The sequence below is a fragment of the Psychrobacillus sp. FSL K6-2843 genome, from assembly GCF_038626375.1.
Taxonomy (GTDB): domain Bacteria; phylum Bacillota; class Bacilli; order Bacillales_A; family Planococcaceae; genus Psychrobacillus; species Psychrobacillus faecigallinarum.
Genome location: NZ_CP152021.1, coordinates 369,076 through 388,686 on the forward strand (window position 1 = coordinate 369,076; position 19,611 = coordinate 388,686).

At 36.6% G+C, this 19,611-nt stretch carries 16 protein-coding genes; 3 read left to right on the top strand and 13 right to left on the bottom strand.

Annotation, left to right across the window (positions count from 1 at the left end; translation table 11 throughout):
• Window positions 1–78: 78 nt before the first annotated feature.
• The 11 genes from MKY94_RS01870 to MKY94_RS01920 all read right to left on the bottom strand — a co-directional run bounded on the left by MKY94_RS01870 (window position 79) and on the right by MKY94_RS01920 (window position 11,707).
• A complete protein-coding gene (locus MKY94_RS01870; RefSeq protein ID WP_144538486.1) occupies window positions 79–975 on the bottom strand; it encodes a helix-turn-helix domain-containing protein in 897 nt (298 codons plus the stop codon).
• 363 nt (window positions 976–1,338) lie between these two features.
• Entirely contained in the window at window positions 1,339–1,917 is a 579-nt protein-coding gene (locus MKY94_RS01875; protein ID WP_144538487.1) for a TerD family protein, read from the bottom strand.
• A 40-nt stretch (window positions 1,918–1,957) separates the two neighbouring features.
• Window positions 1,958–3,034, bottom strand: coding sequence for a toxic anion resistance protein (locus MKY94_RS01880; RefSeq protein WP_186318158.1), 1,077 nt, complete (start codon window positions 3,032–3,034; stop codon window positions 1,958–1,960).
• Between the two features lie 18 nt (window positions 3,035–3,052).
• Entirely contained in the window at window positions 3,053–4,666 is a 1,614-nt protein-coding gene (locus MKY94_RS01885; protein ID WP_144538489.1) for a YceG family protein, read from the bottom strand.
• Window positions 4,667–4,678: 12 nt separating this feature from the next.
• The gene (locus MKY94_RS01890; protein WP_151111544.1) at window positions 4,679–5,497 is read right to left on the bottom strand and encodes an HAD hydrolase family protein; all 819 of its coding nucleotides are present in this window, start codon (window positions 5,495–5,497) and stop codon (window positions 4,679–4,681) included.
• Window positions 5,494–6,606, bottom strand: a complete 1,113-nt coding sequence (locus MKY94_RS01895) for a cysteine protease StiP domain-containing protein (RefSeq protein ID WP_342577911.1) — start codon at window positions 6,604–6,606, stop codon at window positions 5,494–5,496. Before MKY94_RS01895 ends, MKY94_RS01890 begins: the two co-directional genes overlap by 4 nt.
• The gene (locus MKY94_RS01900; protein WP_342577912.1) at window positions 6,596–7,963 is read right to left on the bottom strand and encodes a phosphoribosyltransferase family protein; all 1,368 of its coding nucleotides are present in this window, start codon (window positions 7,961–7,963) and stop codon (window positions 6,596–6,598) included. Before MKY94_RS01900 ends, MKY94_RS01895 begins: the two co-directional genes overlap by 11 nt.
• Window positions 7,914–9,011, bottom strand: a complete 1,098-nt coding sequence (locus MKY94_RS01905; protein WP_144538491.1) for an HpcH/HpaI aldolase/citrate lyase family protein — start codon at window positions 9,009–9,011, stop codon at window positions 7,914–7,916. The genes MKY94_RS01900 and MKY94_RS01905 overlap by 50 nt, the downstream gene beginning before the upstream one ends.
• Before the next feature lie 111 nt (window positions 9,012–9,122).
• Window positions 9,123–9,698: a TerD family protein gene (locus MKY94_RS01910; RefSeq protein WP_151111541.1), complete on the bottom strand. Its 576-nt coding sequence runs from the start codon at window positions 9,696–9,698 to the stop codon at window positions 9,123–9,125.
• A gap of 16 nt (window positions 9,699–9,714) precedes the next feature.
• On the bottom strand, window positions 9,715–10,326 hold the full coding sequence (locus tag MKY94_RS01915; protein WP_144538493.1) for a TerD family protein: 612 nt from the start codon (window positions 10,324–10,326) through the stop codon (window positions 9,715–9,717).
• A gap of 211 nt (window positions 10,327–10,537) precedes the next feature.
• Complete coding sequence (locus tag MKY94_RS01920) at window positions 10,538–11,707, bottom strand: M20 family metallopeptidase (RefSeq protein ID WP_151111539.1); 1,170 nt, start codon at window positions 11,705–11,707, stop codon at window positions 10,538–10,540.
• A 246-nt stretch (window positions 11,708–11,953) separates the two neighbouring features.
• Between MKY94_RS01920 and MKY94_RS01925 the strand changes: the two genes are divergently transcribed.
• On the top strand, window positions 11,954–12,502 hold the full coding sequence (locus MKY94_RS01925) for a YhcN/YlaJ family sporulation lipoprotein (RefSeq protein WP_144538495.1): 549 nt from the start codon (window positions 11,954–11,956) through the stop codon (window positions 12,500–12,502).
• Between the two features lie 43 nt (window positions 12,503–12,545).
• On the opposite strand, the gene MKY94_RS01930 is transcribed toward MKY94_RS01925, so the two are convergent.
• Complete coding sequence (locus MKY94_RS01930; RefSeq protein ID WP_154312364.1) at window positions 12,546–14,069, bottom strand: sodium/solute symporter; 1,524 nt, start codon at window positions 14,067–14,069, stop codon at window positions 12,546–12,548.
• Window positions 14,070–14,071: 2 nt separating this feature from the next.
• A complete protein-coding gene (locus MKY94_RS01935) occupies window positions 14,072–14,404 on the bottom strand; it encodes a DUF485 domain-containing protein (protein ID WP_154312363.1) in 333 nt (110 codons plus the stop codon).
• Between the two features lie 449 nt (window positions 14,405–14,853).
• Between MKY94_RS01935 and MKY94_RS01940 the strand changes: the two genes are divergently transcribed.
• Both MKY94_RS01940 and MKY94_RS01945 read left to right on the top strand, forming a co-directional pair.
• Window positions 14,854–18,693, top strand: coding sequence for an AAA domain-containing protein (locus MKY94_RS01940; protein WP_342577913.1), 3,840 nt, complete (start codon window positions 14,854–14,856; stop codon window positions 18,691–18,693).
• Window positions 18,690–19,451 (top strand): hypothetical protein, encoded by a 762-nt coding sequence (locus MKY94_RS01945; RefSeq protein WP_342577914.1) that lies wholly within the window; start codon window positions 18,690–18,692, stop codon window positions 19,449–19,451. The genes MKY94_RS01940 and MKY94_RS01945 overlap by 4 nt, the downstream gene beginning before the upstream one ends.
• Window positions 19,452–19,611: the final 160 nt, after the last annotated feature.

Here is a 19,611-nt window from a genome sequence, read left to right on the forward strand (position 1 = left end):
CTTTAAGATTACCAATAGGAAATAATGGTTGATATGGATGATATGCACAAGATTTAATAAAATGTATTGTGCATGTTGTTATTCATAGTTTACGAGCAAGCTTGCGCAATATACAATAAGTGCCCCGTCAAAGTCACGGACTGATATACCTGTGATTTCTTGAAATTTAGATAGTCTATAATGAAGGGTGTTTCGGTGAATATGTAATTTTTTTGAAGTAATAGAGGCGTTAAAGCCATTTTCAAAAAAAGCCTGTACGGTTTGCAGTAACTCCGTATCGAATTCAATAGGGATGAGCACCTCTTGGTGAATGATTTGTCTTAAGCTCTCGGACATTTCTTTTATTAAGATAGTCGGGAATATATTTTCAAGCGTATAAATTCTTCCGGGATAGTAATTTACGATACCGTTAGAGAACCATTCTCTTTCCAAAGTGTAACGTGAAGGGGTTTGTTCGTTTACAGTATTAAACTTTCCTACAAAGAGGTCTGCTTTTATGAAGAAATCACTTTCTAGAGCAAAGATAAAGGATGCAAGATCCTCTGTAGATTGAACATAAGTAGACTTTTGCTCAATAAGCAAGGCATTATCGTTGGAGATGAAAACCAGCTGCACAGCATCTTCAAAAAACAATTGGACTGCCTTAGTTAAATCTTCATTTAGAAAGTCTCTATTCTTTATGACAAGTTGGATAATACGAAGTTCAGTACCAGCTTCAATAGGGAGTTCACCAGAACCATGAAGGAAACGAATCCATTTTTCGGAAAGTGAATAATTAGTAGGAAACGTTAAATCGACTACTGTGTAGAAAGAAGAGAGTAGTGCATAATCCCGAGAAGATACTTCATCCTTATTGATTTGTATCCACTGATTATTAGGGGCATCATGAAAAGTAAGGAAATTGTTATCTTTATTATTAGGGTATTCCGAAAATAATTGATAGGAAGGGAAAATTACTGATAAATCTTTACGCATGTTTTAAACTCCTTTCTTTTGAATACCTCTATTGTCCACAACATAGAAGAGGAATAAAGTATTAACTGGTTTAAACTAAAGTCTTCAATTTTAGAATTTTCATCTTAATCTCATTTTATCAAACTAAGGAATAATAAGAAAATTACAAATACCTATATATATCCCTACAAATAAGAAAAGAAAATCACATAATATTATTCGATCCATATTAGGTAATCCAAAAATAAAAAGGGCTTTAAACAAAAATCTCCCAAGTTTCAAATGAACTCGAGAGATTTCTTATATTATTCAGATGACTGGAGCGCTTATTTTGTGTTGATTCTAGACCAATCTTTCATGGTGCGATGCTATTTATTACATAGGTTAGTTGAGACCAAACTCTGTAATTAAAGAGGCTAATCCGCCGTGAAAACCGCTCCCAATTGCATTAAACTTCCATTCATTACCGTGTCTGTATATCTCCCCAACCACGAGAGCAGTTTCAATTGAAAAGTCTTCTCCCAAATCATATCGAACTATTTCTTCGTGTGTCTCGTCGTTTACAATTCGAATAAAGGCATTTGAAACCTGGCCAAAGTTCTGACTTCTCGTGTCTGCGTCATGGATGGTAACAGTGAAGACTACCCTATGCACAGCGCTTGGCACTTGTCGTAGGTTAACTAACAATTGTTCGTCGTCGCCATCACCATCACCTGTTCGATTATCCCCAGTATGAACAACGGAGCCGTCCTCGCTTTGAAGATTATTATAGAAGATGAAACTTTTGTCGCTAAGTGCTTTCCCATTTTGATCAACTAAGAAAGCAGAGGCATCTAAGTCAAAATCATGACCACCACTATAGCGATTAGTATCCCAACCCAATCCAACCATGATTTTTGTTAATCCAGGATTCGTTTTTGTAAGATCAATCTTTTGTCCTTTAGATAGGTTAATAACTGACATTCAAATTCCTCCTTAAAATTAGATAGTATTAGACAATTAGTTATTTCCTCTGACCATCTTCATATTTCTTTTGTAGTTCCTCTAGTCGAAGACGACCTTGTTCCCTCATTTTGCGATTTTCTTCCTCAATTGCTTTTGTTTCGTTCATCCCTCGCATAATCGTATCCCACGTTTGCTCAATAGTTTCAATTTTAATGCTAGATTGACCAGACAGCTTAGCAATTTCTACACTCTGCTTAGAAATATCATTCGCATTTCTTAGCAGCATTTCGTTTGTGCGACGATCTAATTCACTCATGGATTGGGCGACCAGATTTTGTCTCTTTGCGGAAATAGCATTTATCAACCCGGTTTTAAATATAGGAATCGTTGTGACAAAGGCAGAGTTAATCTTTCCTATCAGCTTAGTGTTGCCACGTTGTAGCATTCTAATTTGAGGGGCAGACTGATATGCAACCTGTTTGGCCATTTCTAAGTCATAAATTCTTTGATCCAGCAATTCAATAGCATTTTGCAGGGAGTTCAATTCCATTAAAACAAGCTGATCTCCTTTTTCCGCCTTTTCCTGCAGGGTAGGGAGTTGCTGACGTAATTGGTTAACCTTTAATTCCCCTGCAACAATATATTTCTCTAGCTCCATAAAATAGTTGAAGTTTTTATCATAGAGGTCTTCTAACGTTTGGGTAGACGTTTTCATCTCTTTTTCATATTTCGTAATTTCAATGTAGACTTTGTCTATTTCTTTTCCCATTGTTTGATATTTGTTGAAGAGCTTTTCGATTAGCTTTTCACCCTTTTTGAATACTTTGGTTAAGAGTGATGGCTTTTCTACAAAGTCTTTTTTATCGAACTTATCCATAATTTTACCTAGCTGTTTTAAAAGCTCGCTGGATTCTTCCATACTACTAGATTTTATTGTGTTTAAAATCCGGCCCGTAAAAGCAGATATTTCATTGGCAGGTTCGCGACCAAACTCTAATAACTCCACCTGATTTTTAGGGTCAATTTTCGCCACCAATTGTAAAACCTGAGGGTCTCTCTTCAATTGTGTTTTAAGTTCATTGCTTTCCTCTAAAAGTTGTTCTTTCTGTTCCAATTCTAATTTTTGTAGTTCCAAATTACTTCAGCCCCTATATCATCTAAATTTTTTGAAAATTTTACTTACAACATTTTGTTCCTTATAAGGTTCATTGAAGGATCTATCATCCATCCAGTGCAAATCAAACATTCCTTCCTGGACCCACTTTTCGATATCCAAATGTCCTTGAGGATTTACTAAGATAATATCTAAACCAAGATAATGCATCATACATAAAGCGTTTGCATCTGCTCTACTCAACTCCGGTCCTTTTTCTTCGTTATATAAGAAGATAGTAGGGACAAATTGAGGATAATCGAATGTCTGAAACAAACGAATTACAAAATTAGGTAAATACATGGATTGAGAAAATGCATATAGCTGCAGTTCCTCAAATGATTCATTACCTTGGGGGATAAGAATTGGATCACGAACATGCTTAGCTATGGCTTCACCGATGGCTGTTTGTGTACCAGTTGGCAATTTACCATAAGACCACCAGTTAGAAGTTTTCATAATCTCTGGATTTAATGTTCCATCTGAACTTAAAGCATTGCGGTAATGGAACAAGGGATTTGTTTTCTGTTCCTTAGTGAATGGAAATTGACGAATTACATGGGTATCTTCTCGAGAGGTTAAGGAATGAACGTTGTTCCAAAAACGCTTTCGATTGCGGTCAATTCCCATGTATTTTGCAAAGACGACAGGAATAGTTACTAGCTGATTACTTACCTGAAAGTGAGGTCTAATCATGGCGCGCTCTTTGGCTATTAAAAATGCCTCATCCTCGGTAGTTTTTAACCTCACGGAATTTATTGAATGTGATTTAAACTGAAAGGGCTTATATAGGCCGGAGTCATCGTGATGTAAGAGTTCATTTATCTCTTGAGTAGCCTTAAAGGCAACTGTACCAGCAATTTTAGGCATTTCACTTGGAAATTCACTTGGCTTACTTGCGATTTTTGGGAATTTAAAGGAATGCTCCTCATCTATTCCAAACATTTGCTTAGGCCAGGATTCATCACAGGGATTGAATATTACTATATGAAATCCATAAGCTGCTAAATATTTCAGAAACCATCTCTCGCTAGGGGTGGCATCACCGTACCAAAGGAAACCGGGTAGACCGGTTTTAAAATCTAGTTTTTCTAGAACAGGTTCGACATGATTGAATATCCATTTAATCATGTCAATCGTTATCCGTCGGTATTCATGATGCTGAGTCCCTTCGACGTAGTTGGATTGGAGCTGTTTTAATAAATCTATTAAGACAATTCTTATACGTCTGTTTAAATCATTATCATTGAGCCTTGGTAGCAAGAAATGACCTTCCAAAAATGCAACCATTCGATTAGGGGAAAGTCCTTTTTCTTGTCGATGGATTTCAAAAAGCTGATTAATAGCACGTAGTTTATCAGATGAAATTTCTTTATTAAGAGAATTAGTAAGATTAATCAGCTTACCATCAGAATCATTGATCTGTGTATGCAGAATAGTAAAATATTCATCTTCATCTAAAGAGACACCAATAAATTGGCATAATAACTGGGGATACATCAGGCTATCTTGATCGATTGTAACTATACTTGGATCCTCTAAAGAGTTCTTTAGCCATTTCCCAATGTTAGATGAATCCCACGACTGCATCCTTATTGGATTTAACTTCACCATGGGTTTTACCTCCTATTCATACATATTATAACAAATTTCAGACACTTTTTTAATTATTTCTTCACCTGCCAACACACCAGTGTGATCGGTTATTTGAACGTGAGAGGGAAGGGTCCTATTATTTAAAATAACCTCCCCATGCTGTGGGATAAAGCCATAATCAGCACCCAAAACCATATCTAAATCTAACAAGGAATCGCCTGCTGCAATTACAATTTCTGCCTCTAAACGATCTGTCACAAACTCCAGTGCAAGCGATTTATTAATACAATTAGGCATTACGTATAATTTTCTCCCTTGTTTAGACAAGGTGAATCCTTGTTTGAAAAATAGTTGGGAAAGGTCTTCAAAATCCTCAACAGTAAACCTGTCTTCATCGATAATCATATATACAAACCAGTTCTCTGCCTGTAAGGAGTTCAAGATGGAACCTCTTTGGATATAAGGTTCTATTTGTGAAAGAACGTGAGGAATTGATGTACAGTCTGCCTCAAGCTCCTCCTTTACTTTATCCGACCACTCAGGGATCGGCCTTCCGTTCTCTAATATTACGGCTCCATTGGAGACAATAGAATATGTCGGTTTTTCCTGTGGATTATATAATCCAAATAAACGTTCATATTGTTTATTGGTTCGAGTAGTAACCGGTAAAAATTCAATCGAGGAGGAAAGTTCCTTGAAAATTTCCAGCCCCTCCTTGGTCATAAATGCAGCGGGATTATTCTCGCGCCATTCGACTATAGCTAAATCATGTTCACTTACTTCGTGTCCTCTAGATTTTTTACTATATATAAGTGTACGGTCTAAATCGCTTGCAAATAGAATAGTCATATTAGTTCCTCCGATTCTATAAGACCGATAGCACGATAATAAAGGTCAGGAATTATTTCGATAGGTATATTTTTTTCTTGGCATAAGCTTAAAATATGCTTAACAGCTTCATCACTTTCATCTCTTAATAGAATTTTGTATGGCTTTCTCCTTAATAACGTTCTGGTAGTTTCTCCAACGCTAGGCTTCACTTTGGTTAGGTCAGAGTTTTTGTAATATTTATGTGCTATTTCCTGAGCTACCTGCATGCCTAACCATGTTCTTTCATTCTTAATAGGGAATTCTTTTGACCGCGCTAAGATAGCTTTCTCTTGAGCCAAAAAGTGTGCAGAGATTTGATTTACGAAAGCATTTGATACATCTTCCTCCTCAAGATCAGCATAATACTTGGCCCCATGGTAATCTTCTGGCGACTGAAAAGAGTTATTTAAAATAGTTCTACTGATTAAACCAGATACTGTGGAATTTAAAAAAGCATTCGGTATAAGAATATCCTCTCTTGTACTATATAGAGTTGCACATCCCCCTGGATCGGAAAGGACTGCAAGGTCATCATTTAGATGTAGACCCTGCTGATTCAATTTTTGAATAGACTTGGTCAATTCTTTTTGAATAGCACCTTTTCCAGTCCAACCATCTACAAATTGTAAGTGATAATTAGGATATAACTCACGAATTGTTTTAATAGCATTTTCGTCAATCCCTTTTCCTCTTAAAATGGACACACTAAAATGTGGCCAGTCTAAGTCTAAAAATGACCGGGCATATCTTCTCATTAAAATCCCTACTGGGCTTCCGGCACGCGCCAAAGAAACAATGACGACGTGATCCGTTTTGGCATATTTATGGACGCGTCTGGTGACAATGCCTACTAATTGAGCTACATAGCTGGAAAGTTGAAGCATAGCCTGATTGTATAAACGAAGATACTCTTCGGATGGGCGATATTCTATAGGTAAAGACTCAGAATAATGATGTCCTAAAGAAAATGCCTTTTCTCGAGTGTCTACATTGGATTCAATCTGAATTTTGGACATATCCTTTAAGAGGAAGGTTATATCTTCAGGCGAGTAGCTTGTTTTTACTAAATCGGCAGTTTTAAGCATCATTTATTCCACCTCTTTTAGTTGGAGCTGTAAGGGATAACCATGTAACGGGACCCTTGCTTTGTAAGTAGTTCAGTAACGGAGACCAGGTATCCTTGTTTTTAACAGACTCGGCCACCACTAAGATTTGTTCAAATTCATGCTCTGTAAGGTTATATAAGTATTGTTCAATATTGTTAGAGTCAGGCAATATAAATTTACACTTGTTTTTAATAGGATAGTTTTCTTTATCTTTGGCAAAAATCGGGCTACGAGTCGTTGTTTGTATCTTAGTGTGTTTACCTAATGCGAGAGCAATACGACATGGAATATAAATATTTTCTCCTAAACCTATAACAAGCGTTGGCTTATTCCTATCAAGTTTCAGCGTATCAAGCAATTTATGTATCCAATCATTTATCGCTGCATGGTTTTCACTCGTAAGACCAAATCTACCAGTAAAATTGCTATAAATAGCATGCTCGCTAAAATAAGGAGCGGTATACTGAGAGGAAAAGTCATCTTCTAAAGGTAGATTGAAGTCTTCTCTACCTTTTAGGTAAGGTATGATATCCTCATGGATTATCTCTGTATTATGCAATGTGAATTGACCGGAGAGAATTGAAATTATTTCCGCATGAATCCCGTGCTTATTCATTAGGCTGTGAAAATTGTTTTTATTCTCAAGACTTCTCCAATCCAGAATAGATAAAATTTTAAATTGTTTTTTTGGGAACTTTTTATTTAAGGATATTATTAAGTTGGAAAGTGTGAGGCCAGAGGTTATCTCGTCATCAATCAGCACAATCGTCTCTGCTCCTTTTAACGAATTCTCAGAAGCGTATACTCGGTGAGAGGTAGCATGTGAGTGCTCTTCTTCAAAAACAAAAGAAGGGGTGAGATTGACGATATCTTCTCGCGTAGTATGAATATACTGCGCCTCCTCAAAATGATTAAAAACAGCATGACCTAATCCGGTGGCAGTTTCTGCGAAGCCTATAAAGACCGTATTTGTCGGTAATCTTACTTTATATTTTAAAGAGCTTAGGCTAAGTTCACGGTCAGGCTTCCCTGAATCAATCATATGAATAATATCCATTAACTGAGGATGAGAAGATAAACCTTCGTTCTCCATTAACATAGAAGCAAGAACTGTTCCCGTACCTAGTGAAAGGGAAGGGTCTACTGCCAAGTGCTTCCCGAGAAGGCGACTAATAAATAGAAATTGCCTCTTTTTATTTATTCTTACTCCCATTTCAAAAAGTTGCTCTGGTGAAAGGTTATACGGATTATTTTGAATCTCAATGGTTAGCTTTAAATTTCCATGTAAATTATAAGTTCTTGATGTAGCCGATAAAGTCGTGTGTGGTAACATTTTCATTTAGCACCCCATATATCTCTGCTTGCGCTAGTATTTTTATAGCCCAACTATAATGAGGCTTTACCTCATTCATTTTATTTTTAGTAGGGCTTCTTAAAACTCCATTAGTTACATATCGATTTCCTGCAATCATGCTAGCATCGTCAAAAGTTTCTTTAGAAACAGGATACACAGCGTTAACGATGTCTATTTGGTTTGGATGAATGCATGTTTTACCATAGAAACCATTCAAAAGGTCCAATTGCACCTCTTCAAATAAAATCTTCTCGCTTTTAGTATCAAAGTATTCAAATACTGGACCAGAAATTATAAAGTTATTATCATATCTGTTGAAAGTATTTAGAATTTCTGTCAAACAATCTACGATCAACTGTAGTTGGTAAACAGTTCGATTGTAAGGGCGTCTAAGGCTAAAGAGGCTAGAAAAATCTGTTGCTCCAACTCTAATCGTTAAGATTAGACGTTCATAATGCAGGAATATTGCATATAGCTTTTGGAGCTCCTCTTGTCGAGATTCTTTATAAATAATTTCTTTTGTTTCGATAATAGGTAGACCGTATAGCGAAAAGGATTTTTCTTTATTTAAAGATTCCAGGCATGAAAAGAAATCTGAAGCATTATTAGAATTACATTTAGGAAAGACAATACCAGTAATGAGTCCAAGACTGTTTCCCAACTCTCGAGAAAGCCTAAGTAACTGTTCTGTATTCCGAATTCTTAAAAATAGTAGGGGTAGGTTATTCTGTAAGCTTGAATGTTCCTCGATTGCTTCTGCCAACGTGCGTAACTGTTCCACTACATTATTTTCTGCTTCTATTAAATCGTTGTCTGAAATAGAATCCTCTAAACAAATAATTCCGCTAGTGAGATTTTCAAAAGAGTTCTCAACGAACTTTAAGGAGAAATTACTCATAAGGCCAGGGATATATAAAGTAGCTCCTAGTGCAATCCCCAATTTTAGCTTATCCGTCGTTTTCGAAAATTCGTTAGGGGGTATATGAAAAAAATTATTAATCTCATTTTCACTCAAACCCTTAAAATGTCTCATGGTAATCACTCCTTAAATGAAGAAGGGGCTATAGGTCACCCAAATTCTATGAAATTTACTTTTTGTAAAAAAAAAGCAAGGAAAAAGACCCTTGCTTTAGAAAAGATTTAACTAGTTTAAGCCAAAGTCAGAAACTAAAGCTCCTAACCCTCCTTGATAGCCGCTTCCAATTGCATTAAATTTCCATTCGTTATTGTGGCGATATAATTCACCTACAACGACAGCTGTTTCAATAGAGAAATCTTCTCCCAGGTCGTAACGGATAAGTTCTTCCTGAGTGTCCGCATTGACAATTCGTACATATGAATTATTTACTTGACCAAAATTTTGTCCTCTAGAGTCTGCATCATGAATAGTAATGCTAAATGCAATTTTTTCAATTGAGCTTGAGACCTTTGTCAGTTCAATGTTAACTTGCTCGTCATCGCCGTCGCCTTCACCAGTTCGATTATCTCCAGTATGAACTACTGCCCCATTACTACCTGAAGTATTATTATAAAAAATAAAATCAGCTTCAGAGTTGCATTTTCCACTACCGTTTAATAGGAAGACGGATGAGTCTAAGTCGAAATCGTTGCGACCGTCATATTTGTTAGTATCCCATCCTAGTCCAACAATAATATTTGTTAAGCCTGGATTAGTTTTGGTTAAGTCTACCTTTTGTCCTTTTGATAAATTAATAGCCATATTTATTTAACACTCCTTAAAAATATTTGTTTGCAATAGATGTAATATCAGAGTCGGTTGTTCCTTCTCCAATTGCAGAGAATTTCCACTCTTCTCCAGCGCGATACAGTTCACCTAGGAAAAGTGAAGTTTTTCCAGAATAATTGTCTGATAGATTATAGTGCACCAGTTCTTGTTTTGTATCATTGTCTACTAAACGAATAAATGCATTTTTAATCAAGCCAAAGTCTTGTTTACGTTGTTTTGCTTGATAAATATTAACGACAAACAATAGCTTATGAACGGAACTTGGAACCGTTTTAAGGTTTACGTTGATAATTTCATCGTCTCCATCCCCAGCTCCGGTACGGTTGTCACCGGTATGTACGACGCTTCCATTATTAGAACTTTTGTTTCCGAAATATATTAATTGTTGTTTAGACGAGAGCTTATTATTTTCATTTAAAAGCAGAACAGAAGCATCGCAGTCTATTGCAGCACCACTAGAACCTCCACCAAAAAGACCTCCTAAAAACCCACCACTCTTTTGACTGACAGGATCCCAGCCGAGTCCTACCATTACACTCTTTAAGGAAGATCTTCCTTTAGTAAGGTCGATCTTTTGTCCCTTTACTAGATTAATAGCCATTAATAAACAAACCTCCCTAATTTCTGAATTTAATTAATTTTACGTAATTAACGTTGGAAAAGTTTCATTAAATGGTAATTTTTTTAACATTACCCATTCTTTTATATTTTAACGTGTTGTATCGAAAATTGGAAATTTTAAAACTATTGAGCTGATCTGCTAAAAATTTATTTAAAAAAACTTTGCTTTAGGCAAAGTTTTTTACTTACATTTATTGTTCCTGGTAGCTAATAGCTGCTAGCCCCAAAGTTTTAGCTGCTGTTAGCATCGCCTTCTCGTTAAAGTCAAACTTTGGACTATGATGAGGATATACATCTCCATTGGGCATCGCTCCAGTAAAGAAAAATGTTCCTGGGATCTGTTCAAGGTAGTATCCATAATCTTCGCCAATCATTAAAAGATCAGATTCTACTACTTCTTTAACATCAGGAATCTGTCTAGCTATTAAGGAAAGATATTCTGTTTCTTCTTTATGGTTAATAACTGGAGGGTAACCTCTTTCGTATGTGAGCGTATAAGTGCAGTCAGCTGTCATACAAGTGCCTTCCAACACACGTCGTAACTCATTTTCCATTAAGTCTCTTACAATAGGTGTAAATGTTCTTATGGTCCCACTCAATTTTACGGAATCGGCTATAATGTTAAATGCATTGTCGGCCACAAATGAGCCGACAGAAAGGACAGCAGACTCCGTGGGATTAACTCTTCTAGAGACTATTTGCTGTAAATTTACTACTAGCTGAGAAGCAACTAGGATGGCGTCTTTCGTATCATGCGGATTAGCACCGTGACCACCGCGACCTTGAATTTTAATGATAAAACGATCAGCTGCAGCCATGATAGGACCAGAACGGTAGGCGACCGTACCAAGAGGTGTTTGAGACCACAAATGTGTACCAAAAATCACATCTACATTTTTTAAACAACCAGCCTCAATCATTGGCTTCGCTCCACCTGGAGCATATTCCTCCGCATGTTGATGTATAAATACATATTCTCCGCTAAGTTCTTCCTTTATCTCATTGAGTGTACGGGCAAGTATAAGTAAAGCAGCAGTGTGTCCATCATGACCACAGGCATGCATTACACCTGGAACGGTAGATTTGTATGGAACATCCTTTTCATCTTGAATAGGTAGAGCGTCAAAGTCGGCCCGTAGAGCAATAGTCTTTCCAGTCTTTGAGCCTTTAACTCTTGCCACGACACCATTTCCACCGATATTGGCATCGAAAGGTATACCAAGCTGTAAATAAAATTCTTGAATATATTTAGCAGTTTGTACTTCTTGAAAGGATACCTCAGGATGCATATGTAAATACCTTCTAATCGTTACCATGTCGTCGTAGCTAGCTTCTAAGCTTTCCAATAGAACAGTATTCATAACAACACCTCTTTTATATTTTTTTTTGCATAGTAAATAGATAAGTAATAACGCTGCTAAAAGAAAATTTTTAACTATATTATCAGTTTAGAAAAGGTTAGAATTCTTCATCTCTAAAAATTATAACAGATTATAACTTGTATATTTTAAATTATTTAAATAATCTATTTTTTTGTTTGGGTGTATATTGTGTAGATTAATTCACATCATACAACTGTAATAATTTATTGAAAAGGAGAAAATAAAATGATTAAAAAAATGAAAATATTAATTGCTATTCTTATAATCGGTTTTCTAACAGCCTGTGGAAATGATGATAAGAAGGATGACACAACAACCGATACAACGACAACAGATACAAACAAAGATGAGAATATGGATCCAAATGCAACTGTTGACACTGGTAATGACGGAGATATTGGAGATGAAAAAGGAAAAGATGTTTCCACTAATGGTGACCAAAAAGTTGATGTAGCAGATGATGTGGCAGCAAAAGTTGCGGAACTGGATGAAGTGGATGCGGCTCACGTATTAGTGACGGACACAAATGCGTATGTTGCAGTAAGGCTAAAGGACGGAGTGAAAGAGAGCGAGGATATAAAAACTCGTATTTCTGATAAAGCCAAAGAAGGTAAAGGTAATTTAACCTTTGAAAACGTATACGTTTCTTTAGATCCTGATTTTGTTGGTAAAATGGAAGAGTACGGAACAAAGATCAGAGAAGGTGAACCAGTAGAAGGGTTCTTTGATGAATTCCGTGATACAGTTGATCGTATATTTCCTGACGCACGTTAAGACAATAAAGAAAGGCGAAGAGTTTTATCTCTTCGCCTTTTCATTATTTTAAACCAATATTTGCTTTGACATCCACCTCAGCATATTTTTTCTGATCTGCCCTGGCACCAATCAAGGCACCTACAAATCCACCTAAAAAGCCGGCTGGTACTGAAATAATTGCGGGGTTAGTCAATGAGAAAAGAGCAGTGCCATTGAAAAGATGTGTGCCGTCTGTTCCCCATAGGTTTGGACTCAATGAAACTAATACTAAAGCAGTTACCAGACCTGTAATAATCGCAGTCATAGCACCAGTAGTGTTAAATTTTTTCCAATAGATGGTGTAGATGATAACAGGTAAATTAGCACTCGCCGCAATACAGAAAGCAAGAGAAACTAGAAATGCTACGTTCATCGTCTGCGCACCTAAAGCTAGTATGATAGAAAGTACAGAAACTCCAACAGATGCAAGACGAGCGGCTTTCATTTGCTCTTTTTCTGTTGCTTTACCTTTTTTGATAATTTGTCCATAAATATCATGAGCAAATGCAGATGCCCCTGATAAAACAAGGCCTGCTACAACAGCAAGAATGGTTGCGAAGGCTACTGCAGACACGAAGGACATGAGAAAGTCTCCGCCAAGTGCTTTTGCTAGTAATGGCGCTGCCATGTTTCCTGCCGAGTTTGCTGCCATAATGTCACTAGCACCTACAAAATACGCAGCCCCGAAGCCTAAGAAAATAGTAAGCACATAGAAGATACCTACAATCCAAGTGGCATATACAACAGAAGAGCGAGCTGTCTTTGCATCTTTTACAGTGAAGAAGCGCATAAGGATATGCGGCAAGCCAGCAGTACCTAAAACTAAAGCAATCATCATAGAAATGGTATCCAAGCCATTCGTATATTTGACACCAGGATTTAAGTAATTTTCACCTTGTGCTGTAACCGTTTTCATTTCGGTGAACATTCCAAATATATTAAAGTTGAACTCCAATAATACTAAAAATGAAATGACAACCGTCCCAATCATTAACAGAACTGCTTTGATAATTTGTACCCAACTCGTAGCTGCCATTCCACCCCAAAGAACATAGATTGTCATCATAGTACCTACGATTAATACAGCAACCCAATAGTCAATGCCTAGTAATAATTGTATAAGTGCCCCTGCACCAACAAGCTGTGCAATCATATAAAACAAAACAATCGTAATTGTACTTATCGCTGCGGCCCCTCGAACTTTCTTTTGGTTGAAGCGTGCTGTAATCATATCTGCAAGCGTGTAGCGTCCAAGGTTTCGAAGTGGCTCGGCAACAATATAAAGAACTACTAAGTATGCTACTAAGTAACCTATACTGTAGAAGAAACCGTCAAATCCAAAGAGAGCAATAGCACCAGCAATCCCAAGAAACGATGCAGCGGAGAGGTAATCTCCAGCAATGGCTATACCGTTTTGCCAGCCAGTTAATCCTCCACCTGCTGTGTAAAATTCACTTGCAGAGTTTGTTCTTTTGGAGGCAATATATGTTACAAATAAGGTTAAAGCTACAATTCCTACAAAAAATATTAGACCAACTCCACTCATATTCATACATAGTCACCAGCCTTTTCTTTCTCAATTATTGCTTCAGCATCTTTATCAAATCCATTAGCTTTGCTCACGTAAATCATACATAAAGCCCAAGTCATTATGAACTGAGCGAAGGCAAACACCCAAACCCATGTAATATCTCCAATGGCAGGCTTATTCAATATCGTTGTATAAGAAGTCAGAATCGGTAAAGAAATATAAAATAGCAGAAAGAAAGCGGCGATTGGAATAATAAAGTTTCTTTTTTTCTTCTTTAAAGCTTTAAAATCCGGGCTTTGTGCGATAGCTTCATAGTTGTAAAGTGGTGGCTCAGTTCCACTTTTCTTCATTTTTTTAGAGTTTTTTTGAGGACTAGCAGGGTCTAATACACTTCCAGCTTTTTTTGGCATTTTCCTTCCTCCTATAACTTTATTAGTTTTCTGAATATTAAGTTAGAAAACTGTATATTTAATGATAGGGAAAATTAATCCAAATATCAATAAAAAATTCACAAAATTTACATTTTTCTAAAAATATATTTATATAATATTTAAAGCTTTAAATTTAATTGTTGCACTAAAATTAGTTTATTAATTCCACCTTTCCTAGGAAAGGATTGAACCTCAGGTTATTGGGCATAGCGGTATTTTTGAGAAGGCTTTATTTAAAATAATTTTTTACTAAAATGTTTATTTCTAAATATCACCAAATCAAATTGTTAAATGATAATTTAAGATTTCCTTAAAAAATGCTAACATATATAAGTTGGACTAAAAAAATTAACCAAGGAGGTCTGTTCATGAGTAATGCTTCAACCCTAGAAAAAACAATGCGCTGCAACCTGATGATAACGAATAATGCTCGCAAAGGAATCCAGGAATGGTCAACTGATGAACATGACTTTTTTAATATACAAAGAGAGTTTCGTGTTTATATTGAGAAACGTCCAGTTAACAATCAAGGAAATATATCTATTGCATTATATTTTGACAACATAGAGAATGTCGCACTGACAGAAAAACTTGGTGGCAAAGTAGCTGTAATGGACTGTGTGCTACAGAATAATGGGTTTTTGGCAACTGGATTCCATTTAAGAGGTGCTCGAGTTCCTATCCAAACGAATAGAAGACTACCGGTAAGCCTTACATTTGTCACCGAAAAAAATAATGGTGCAGGACTTCCTATACAACTACATACAAGAATAAGGGAGCTGCCTGTAGCAGAAGAACGCTCCGAATATGTTAAAAAGCGGATCTCGAGCTGGGAAGGCTATTTAAAAATACAGGAACTAAACGCCGATATTGCCGATATTACTGCTAGTTTTTCTAGAATTCAGTTTAATGAAGACTTTAGTAGAGTTTCTTTAATGGGCAGTGAAGTGAATGGGGACGAATGGAACAAAATAAAAGGTCTAAGTATTAGCTTTAAAGGTTATCAAAATGATATAGGTGATGTTCTAAAGGCAGACCGTGGCAAGAATATAATTGAGATAGAGCTAAGGCCGAAATATAGAGAAATGGCAAGAAAAAATAGTTTACACCCTAAGTTCAAGGAAGTGGTCTTTAGTAACTTTGCGACTTTAAGTCAAATACGTAGACTGCGAAAGGGTTTTGAAGACCTGCAAAATGGTTTGGCAGCAAATGCTAATCTTGAAAAAATTCTGTTTGAGGACCGCCCTACTATTAGGATTACAAATAAACAAAAGGAACTTGAATTTCATAATCGCCTAAATGAGTTTCAACAGGAAGCAGTTGTTGGGGCAATGTCAGCAGAGGATCTTTACGTGATACAAGGTCCTCCAGGGACGGGTAAAACAACAGTTATCTCCGAAATATGTCAGCAAAATGCTAAAGCAGGGCTTCGCACACTTGTAGCATCACAGTCCAACTTAGCAGTAGACAATGCTCTGAGTAGACTGCTTTCCAATAAAGAGATACGTATCTTGCGTTTTGGCCGAACGGAAAGTATAGAAGAGGAAGGGAAAAGATTTATAGAAGAAAATGTTGGCCAGTATTGGAAAGAGCAAACGCTAGCCACACTGAAGGCTGAACTAGAGAAACAAGCTTCTAAAGAGGGAACTCTAAAGCAACAGCTAGCCGACATTTATTCAGAAGAGAAAAGTATTAAAGAAGAGCAGCTACGCTTAGAGGAGGCTATCGAAAGAAAAGTCATAGCACAGGCTGAGCACGATGAACGTAATAATGAAATAAGAAAGCTAAAAAAAGCATTGGTATTGTTAAAAAAGGAACGAGAGGAAATAGAGGCTTCCTTGCTACCTCTTCGTACTCGCTCGGAACAGCTGGCTGAAGAAATAGAAAAAATGGATAAATTCGTAGAAGAAAATCCAACTGCCCAAGAGGTAACTGAGCAAATAGGTCAGCTGACAAAAGAAATAGAAAATACACATGAAAAAATACTGTTTAAAGAGACAATGGATTCCTTACAAAGAACAAAAAAAGAAATAGAAGAAACGAGAGAACAATATCACCTGCTCCATAAGAAATTGGGTGCTTTAGAAACTTTTAGGAAAGAAATTGAGACAATTCGTAAGGTTGATGAATTGAAAGAGAGGATGGAGCGTTGTGAAATTACACCTTCATCTCTTGTAAAACGACAGATGGAAGAACTAGATGTGTTGATTGAGAATATTAAATCTTCTGCGGATTGGCAAGATTTATATGCTCGTTTGCAATCAGCAATCGAGTTTATCGAAAAACTGTTAAGAAAGTATAAGTTCCCTGTTGAAAATGTAAAAAATAATATGGGAAGAAGTGGAATCGTATTTGATTCAACCTATACAGTGAAAGAGATTCATCAATTTATGAACCGACTGAAGCATATTATGACATCAGATGAGGATGAGCTTACTACTGAAAAATTAGCTATTTTACTTGAGGGCTTGTACGTTCGAGAAAAATACGTATTGAAGCAGCAAGCAAATGTACAATTTTCGAAAAACAATTCTATTTCTAAGTATCAAGCTATTAAAACACAAGTAGGTAGCGAATTGGACAATGCATTAATCACTCTACAAAAACAGACAAATACATTAATCGATATGGGATCAACTCAAAAGAATCGTCTTGCAATGTTAGAACAAAAAATTCAACAAACTTATGAAGATATAGAGATGTATGAAAATATTCCAATGTTAGCCATATTGAGTTCTAGCTTATCAGACATGGAGAAGAAGCGAGAAACACTTACCAGTACATTCGAAAAGATTTCATCCTATATGGAACAACTTGTTCATAAAAAGAGTGACTGGGAGAACATAAACACTCAAGTTATAGAGAAGGAAACAATTCTCCAAGAAAAAGAATTAGAAAGCAAGAAAGTGAATGCACAGGGCTTGGAGCAAGAAAGACATTTAAAGGCTTTGGATGAAATTATTCTACAAAATCCAGAAACGGCTTTAAAAAAATCTAAAGAAAAGATAGTAGAACTAGTCCAAGAGGCAGGAAAGCTTAAACAGCAATTGGATAGTCTGCCGGTTACACAAGCTCTTCAAGATGAATGGTACTCCTTGCTACAGGATGCGAATGACCATGATTTAGAGGAAATCCGTAAATTATATGTCCGTCATGCAAATGTAATTGGTACAACTTGTGTAGCTTCGGCTCGTAAGGAATTCATGGAAAACTACCCAACCTTCGATGTAGTGATTATTGACGAGGTTTCGAAAGCGACCCCACCGGAATTGCTACTGCCTATGCTCAAGGGCAAGAAGATTATTCTAGTTGGCGACCATCATCAGTTACCTCCACTTGTTGGGGAGGATACATTGGATGAGACCCTTCAGGCTATTTTGGAAGAGAGCGACAGCTTGGAAGAAAAAGAGGAATTGAAAAAGCTGTTGAAGGAGTCTCTATTCGAACGATTGTTCAAAAACCTGCCTAAAAGCAATAAAACCATGCTTGCCATTCAATATCGAATGCATGAGAGTATTATGGAAACCATTACTCCATTCTATGAAGAAGAAAATTACCGATTACAATGCGGTCTATCTGATTCAGATGCAATGCGCGATCATTTGCTGGATTCAAATATAGTTAAAAGAAAAGACCATCTTCTTTGGGTGGACATGCCTAATGAGAAGCGATACTTTGAAGAACGTATGAAAAACGGTAAGAGTCGCTTCAATCAGGCGGAGCTCGATTCCATTAGAAAAATTCTTATTGATTTGAATAAAGCAACAGAAACCGCTAAGGCAGAGGGAAAAATGGAGCAACATGAAAAGAAAAGCATAGGAGTCATTAGTTTTTATGGGGAACAGGTAAAAAGAATTGATCGTCTCATCCAACAGGAATTGAACTTAAAGCATTTAAATTTTAGAACAGGAACAGTCGATAAATTTCAAGGAATGGAAATGGACGTCATCATATTGAGTATGGTACGAAACAACCAAGATAAGAGTGGAGATATCGGGTTTGCCAACGATTACCGACGACTAAATGTAGCTTTATCAAGGGCTAGAGAGCTGTTAATCCTAGTCGGTAGTGTAGAAATGTTCACGAAACGGGCTAAACAAAAAAGCTCTAGAGAAATGTACGGCCGTCTGAAAAGAATTGTAAAAGAGAAGGAAGGCTTCCGTAATCCTGAAATGATCGATCAAGGGAGCCAAATAGGAGTTAAATGATGCAATCATTACAAAATCGTTTGAAGCAGGAAATTCAACAGAATTCAAAACTAAAAATAATGGAATCTTTTCTATGGTGTGTTCCAATTCATACAATTGAGGTTGAGTACAAACGTATTAAGCGTACGAAGATGGATGTCCTGATGAAAATAATGCTGATTTCCTTTCAAAAGACAGACATCACATCTTCTATGCAGCTTAGTGAGCTATTACTTGTAGAGAATTTATTCATCGATGATTTAATAGATGTCATGAAGAAATCAGGTTTGATAGAGAAGGAAGAGGATTCTATTTCTTTAACGAGCAAGGGAATCCAGCAGCTGGAAGAGGGGATCTTTGAAGAAGAGCAGGAACCTGGCACACAAAATATCCTGTATAGTCCTAGCCACGAAGCCTTTTTAAAAGGAGAGATTAAGCCTGCTTCTGAGGGCGAGGAGTTGCTTGAAGTATATAGATATGCGAAAGAAGAAAAAAAGAAACTACTATTAGAAGATAGGTTGTTATTAGAAGCGGTTGAAGAATCTAAAGTTGAAGTGACAGAAGGAGACGCTCCGCTGATTATCATTTCCGAGATTATTACATCTTCTGAATTGTATATTGATGACATCCCATGCTTAGAATACATCGTTTATAACGAAAGTGATGACCTATTCTTTGCAAGAGTATGGAACACGCTTACGGATCGGTGGGATGAAGTTCTAGAAGAACAGTTAAATGAAAAAGAACGATTGAACTGGAGAAAAAAATATTTGAACTAAAGAGTGAAGCTCACCTTATGTGGTGGGCTTCTCTTTTTGAATCAATTTCATAATTTCTATTTATGTAAAAACGAACAATAGAAAAATAATTAATGGTATCTATATATTTACAATGAATAAAGTATAATCGATTTCCACTTTAGGTGGACACCTTCCTCCG

What these genes read in the sequence shown, in the direction of transcription:
- MKY94_RS01870 (WP_144538486.1), bottom strand. Translation starts at nt 975, where the DNA reads ATGCGTAAAGATTTATCAGTAATTTTCCCTTCCTATCAATTATTTTCG.
- MKY94_RS01875 (WP_144538487.1), bottom strand. Translation starts at nt 1,917, where the DNA reads ATGTCAGTTATTAACCTATCTAAAGGACAAAAGATTGATCTTACAAAA.
- MKY94_RS01885 (WP_144538489.1), bottom strand. Translation starts at nt 4,666, where the DNA reads ATGGTGAAGTTAAATCCAATAAGGATGCAGTCGTGGGATTCATCTAAC.
- MKY94_RS01890 (WP_151111544.1), bottom strand. Translation starts at nt 5,497, where the DNA reads ATGACTATTCTATTTGCAAGCGATTTAGACCGTACACTTATATATAGT.
- MKY94_RS01895 (WP_342577911.1), bottom strand. Translation starts at nt 6,606, where the DNA reads ATGATGCTTAAAACTGCCGATTTAGTAAAAACAAGCTACTCGCCTGAA.
- MKY94_RS01900 (WP_342577912.1), bottom strand. Translation starts at nt 7,963, where the DNA reads ATGAAAATGTTACCACACACGACTTTATCGGCTACATCAAGAACTTAT.
- MKY94_RS01905 (WP_144538491.1), bottom strand. Translation starts at nt 9,011, where the DNA reads ATGAGACATTTTAAGGGTTTGAGTGAAAATGAGATTAATAATTTTTTT.
- MKY94_RS01910 (WP_151111541.1), bottom strand. Translation starts at nt 9,698, where the DNA reads ATGGCTATTAATTTATCAAAAGGACAAAAGGTAGACTTAACCAAAACT.
- MKY94_RS01915 (WP_144538493.1), bottom strand. Translation starts at nt 10,326, where the DNA reads ATGGCTATTAATCTAGTAAAGGGACAAAAGATCGACCTTACTAAAGGA.
- MKY94_RS01920 (WP_151111539.1), bottom strand. Translation starts at nt 11,707, where the DNA reads ATGAATACTGTTCTATTGGAAAGCTTAGAAGCTAGCTACGACGACATG.
- MKY94_RS01925 (WP_144538495.1), top strand. Translation starts at nt 11,954, where the DNA reads ATGATTAAAAAAATGAAAATATTAATTGCTATTCTTATAATCGGTTTT.
- MKY94_RS01930 (WP_154312364.1), bottom strand. Translation starts at nt 14,069, where the DNA reads ATGAGTGGAGTTGGTCTAATATTTTTTGTAGGAATTGTAGCTTTAACC.
- MKY94_RS01935 (WP_154312363.1), bottom strand. Translation starts at nt 14,404, where the DNA reads ATGAAGAAAAGTGGAACTGAGCCACCACTTTACAACTATGAAGCTATC.
- MKY94_RS01940 (WP_342577913.1), top strand. Translation starts at nt 14,854, where the DNA reads ATGAGTAATGCTTCAACCCTAGAAAAAACAATGCGCTGCAACCTGATG.
- MKY94_RS01945 (WP_342577914.1), top strand. Translation starts at nt 18,690, where the DNA reads ATGATGCAATCATTACAAAATCGTTTGAAGCAGGAAATTCAACAGAAT.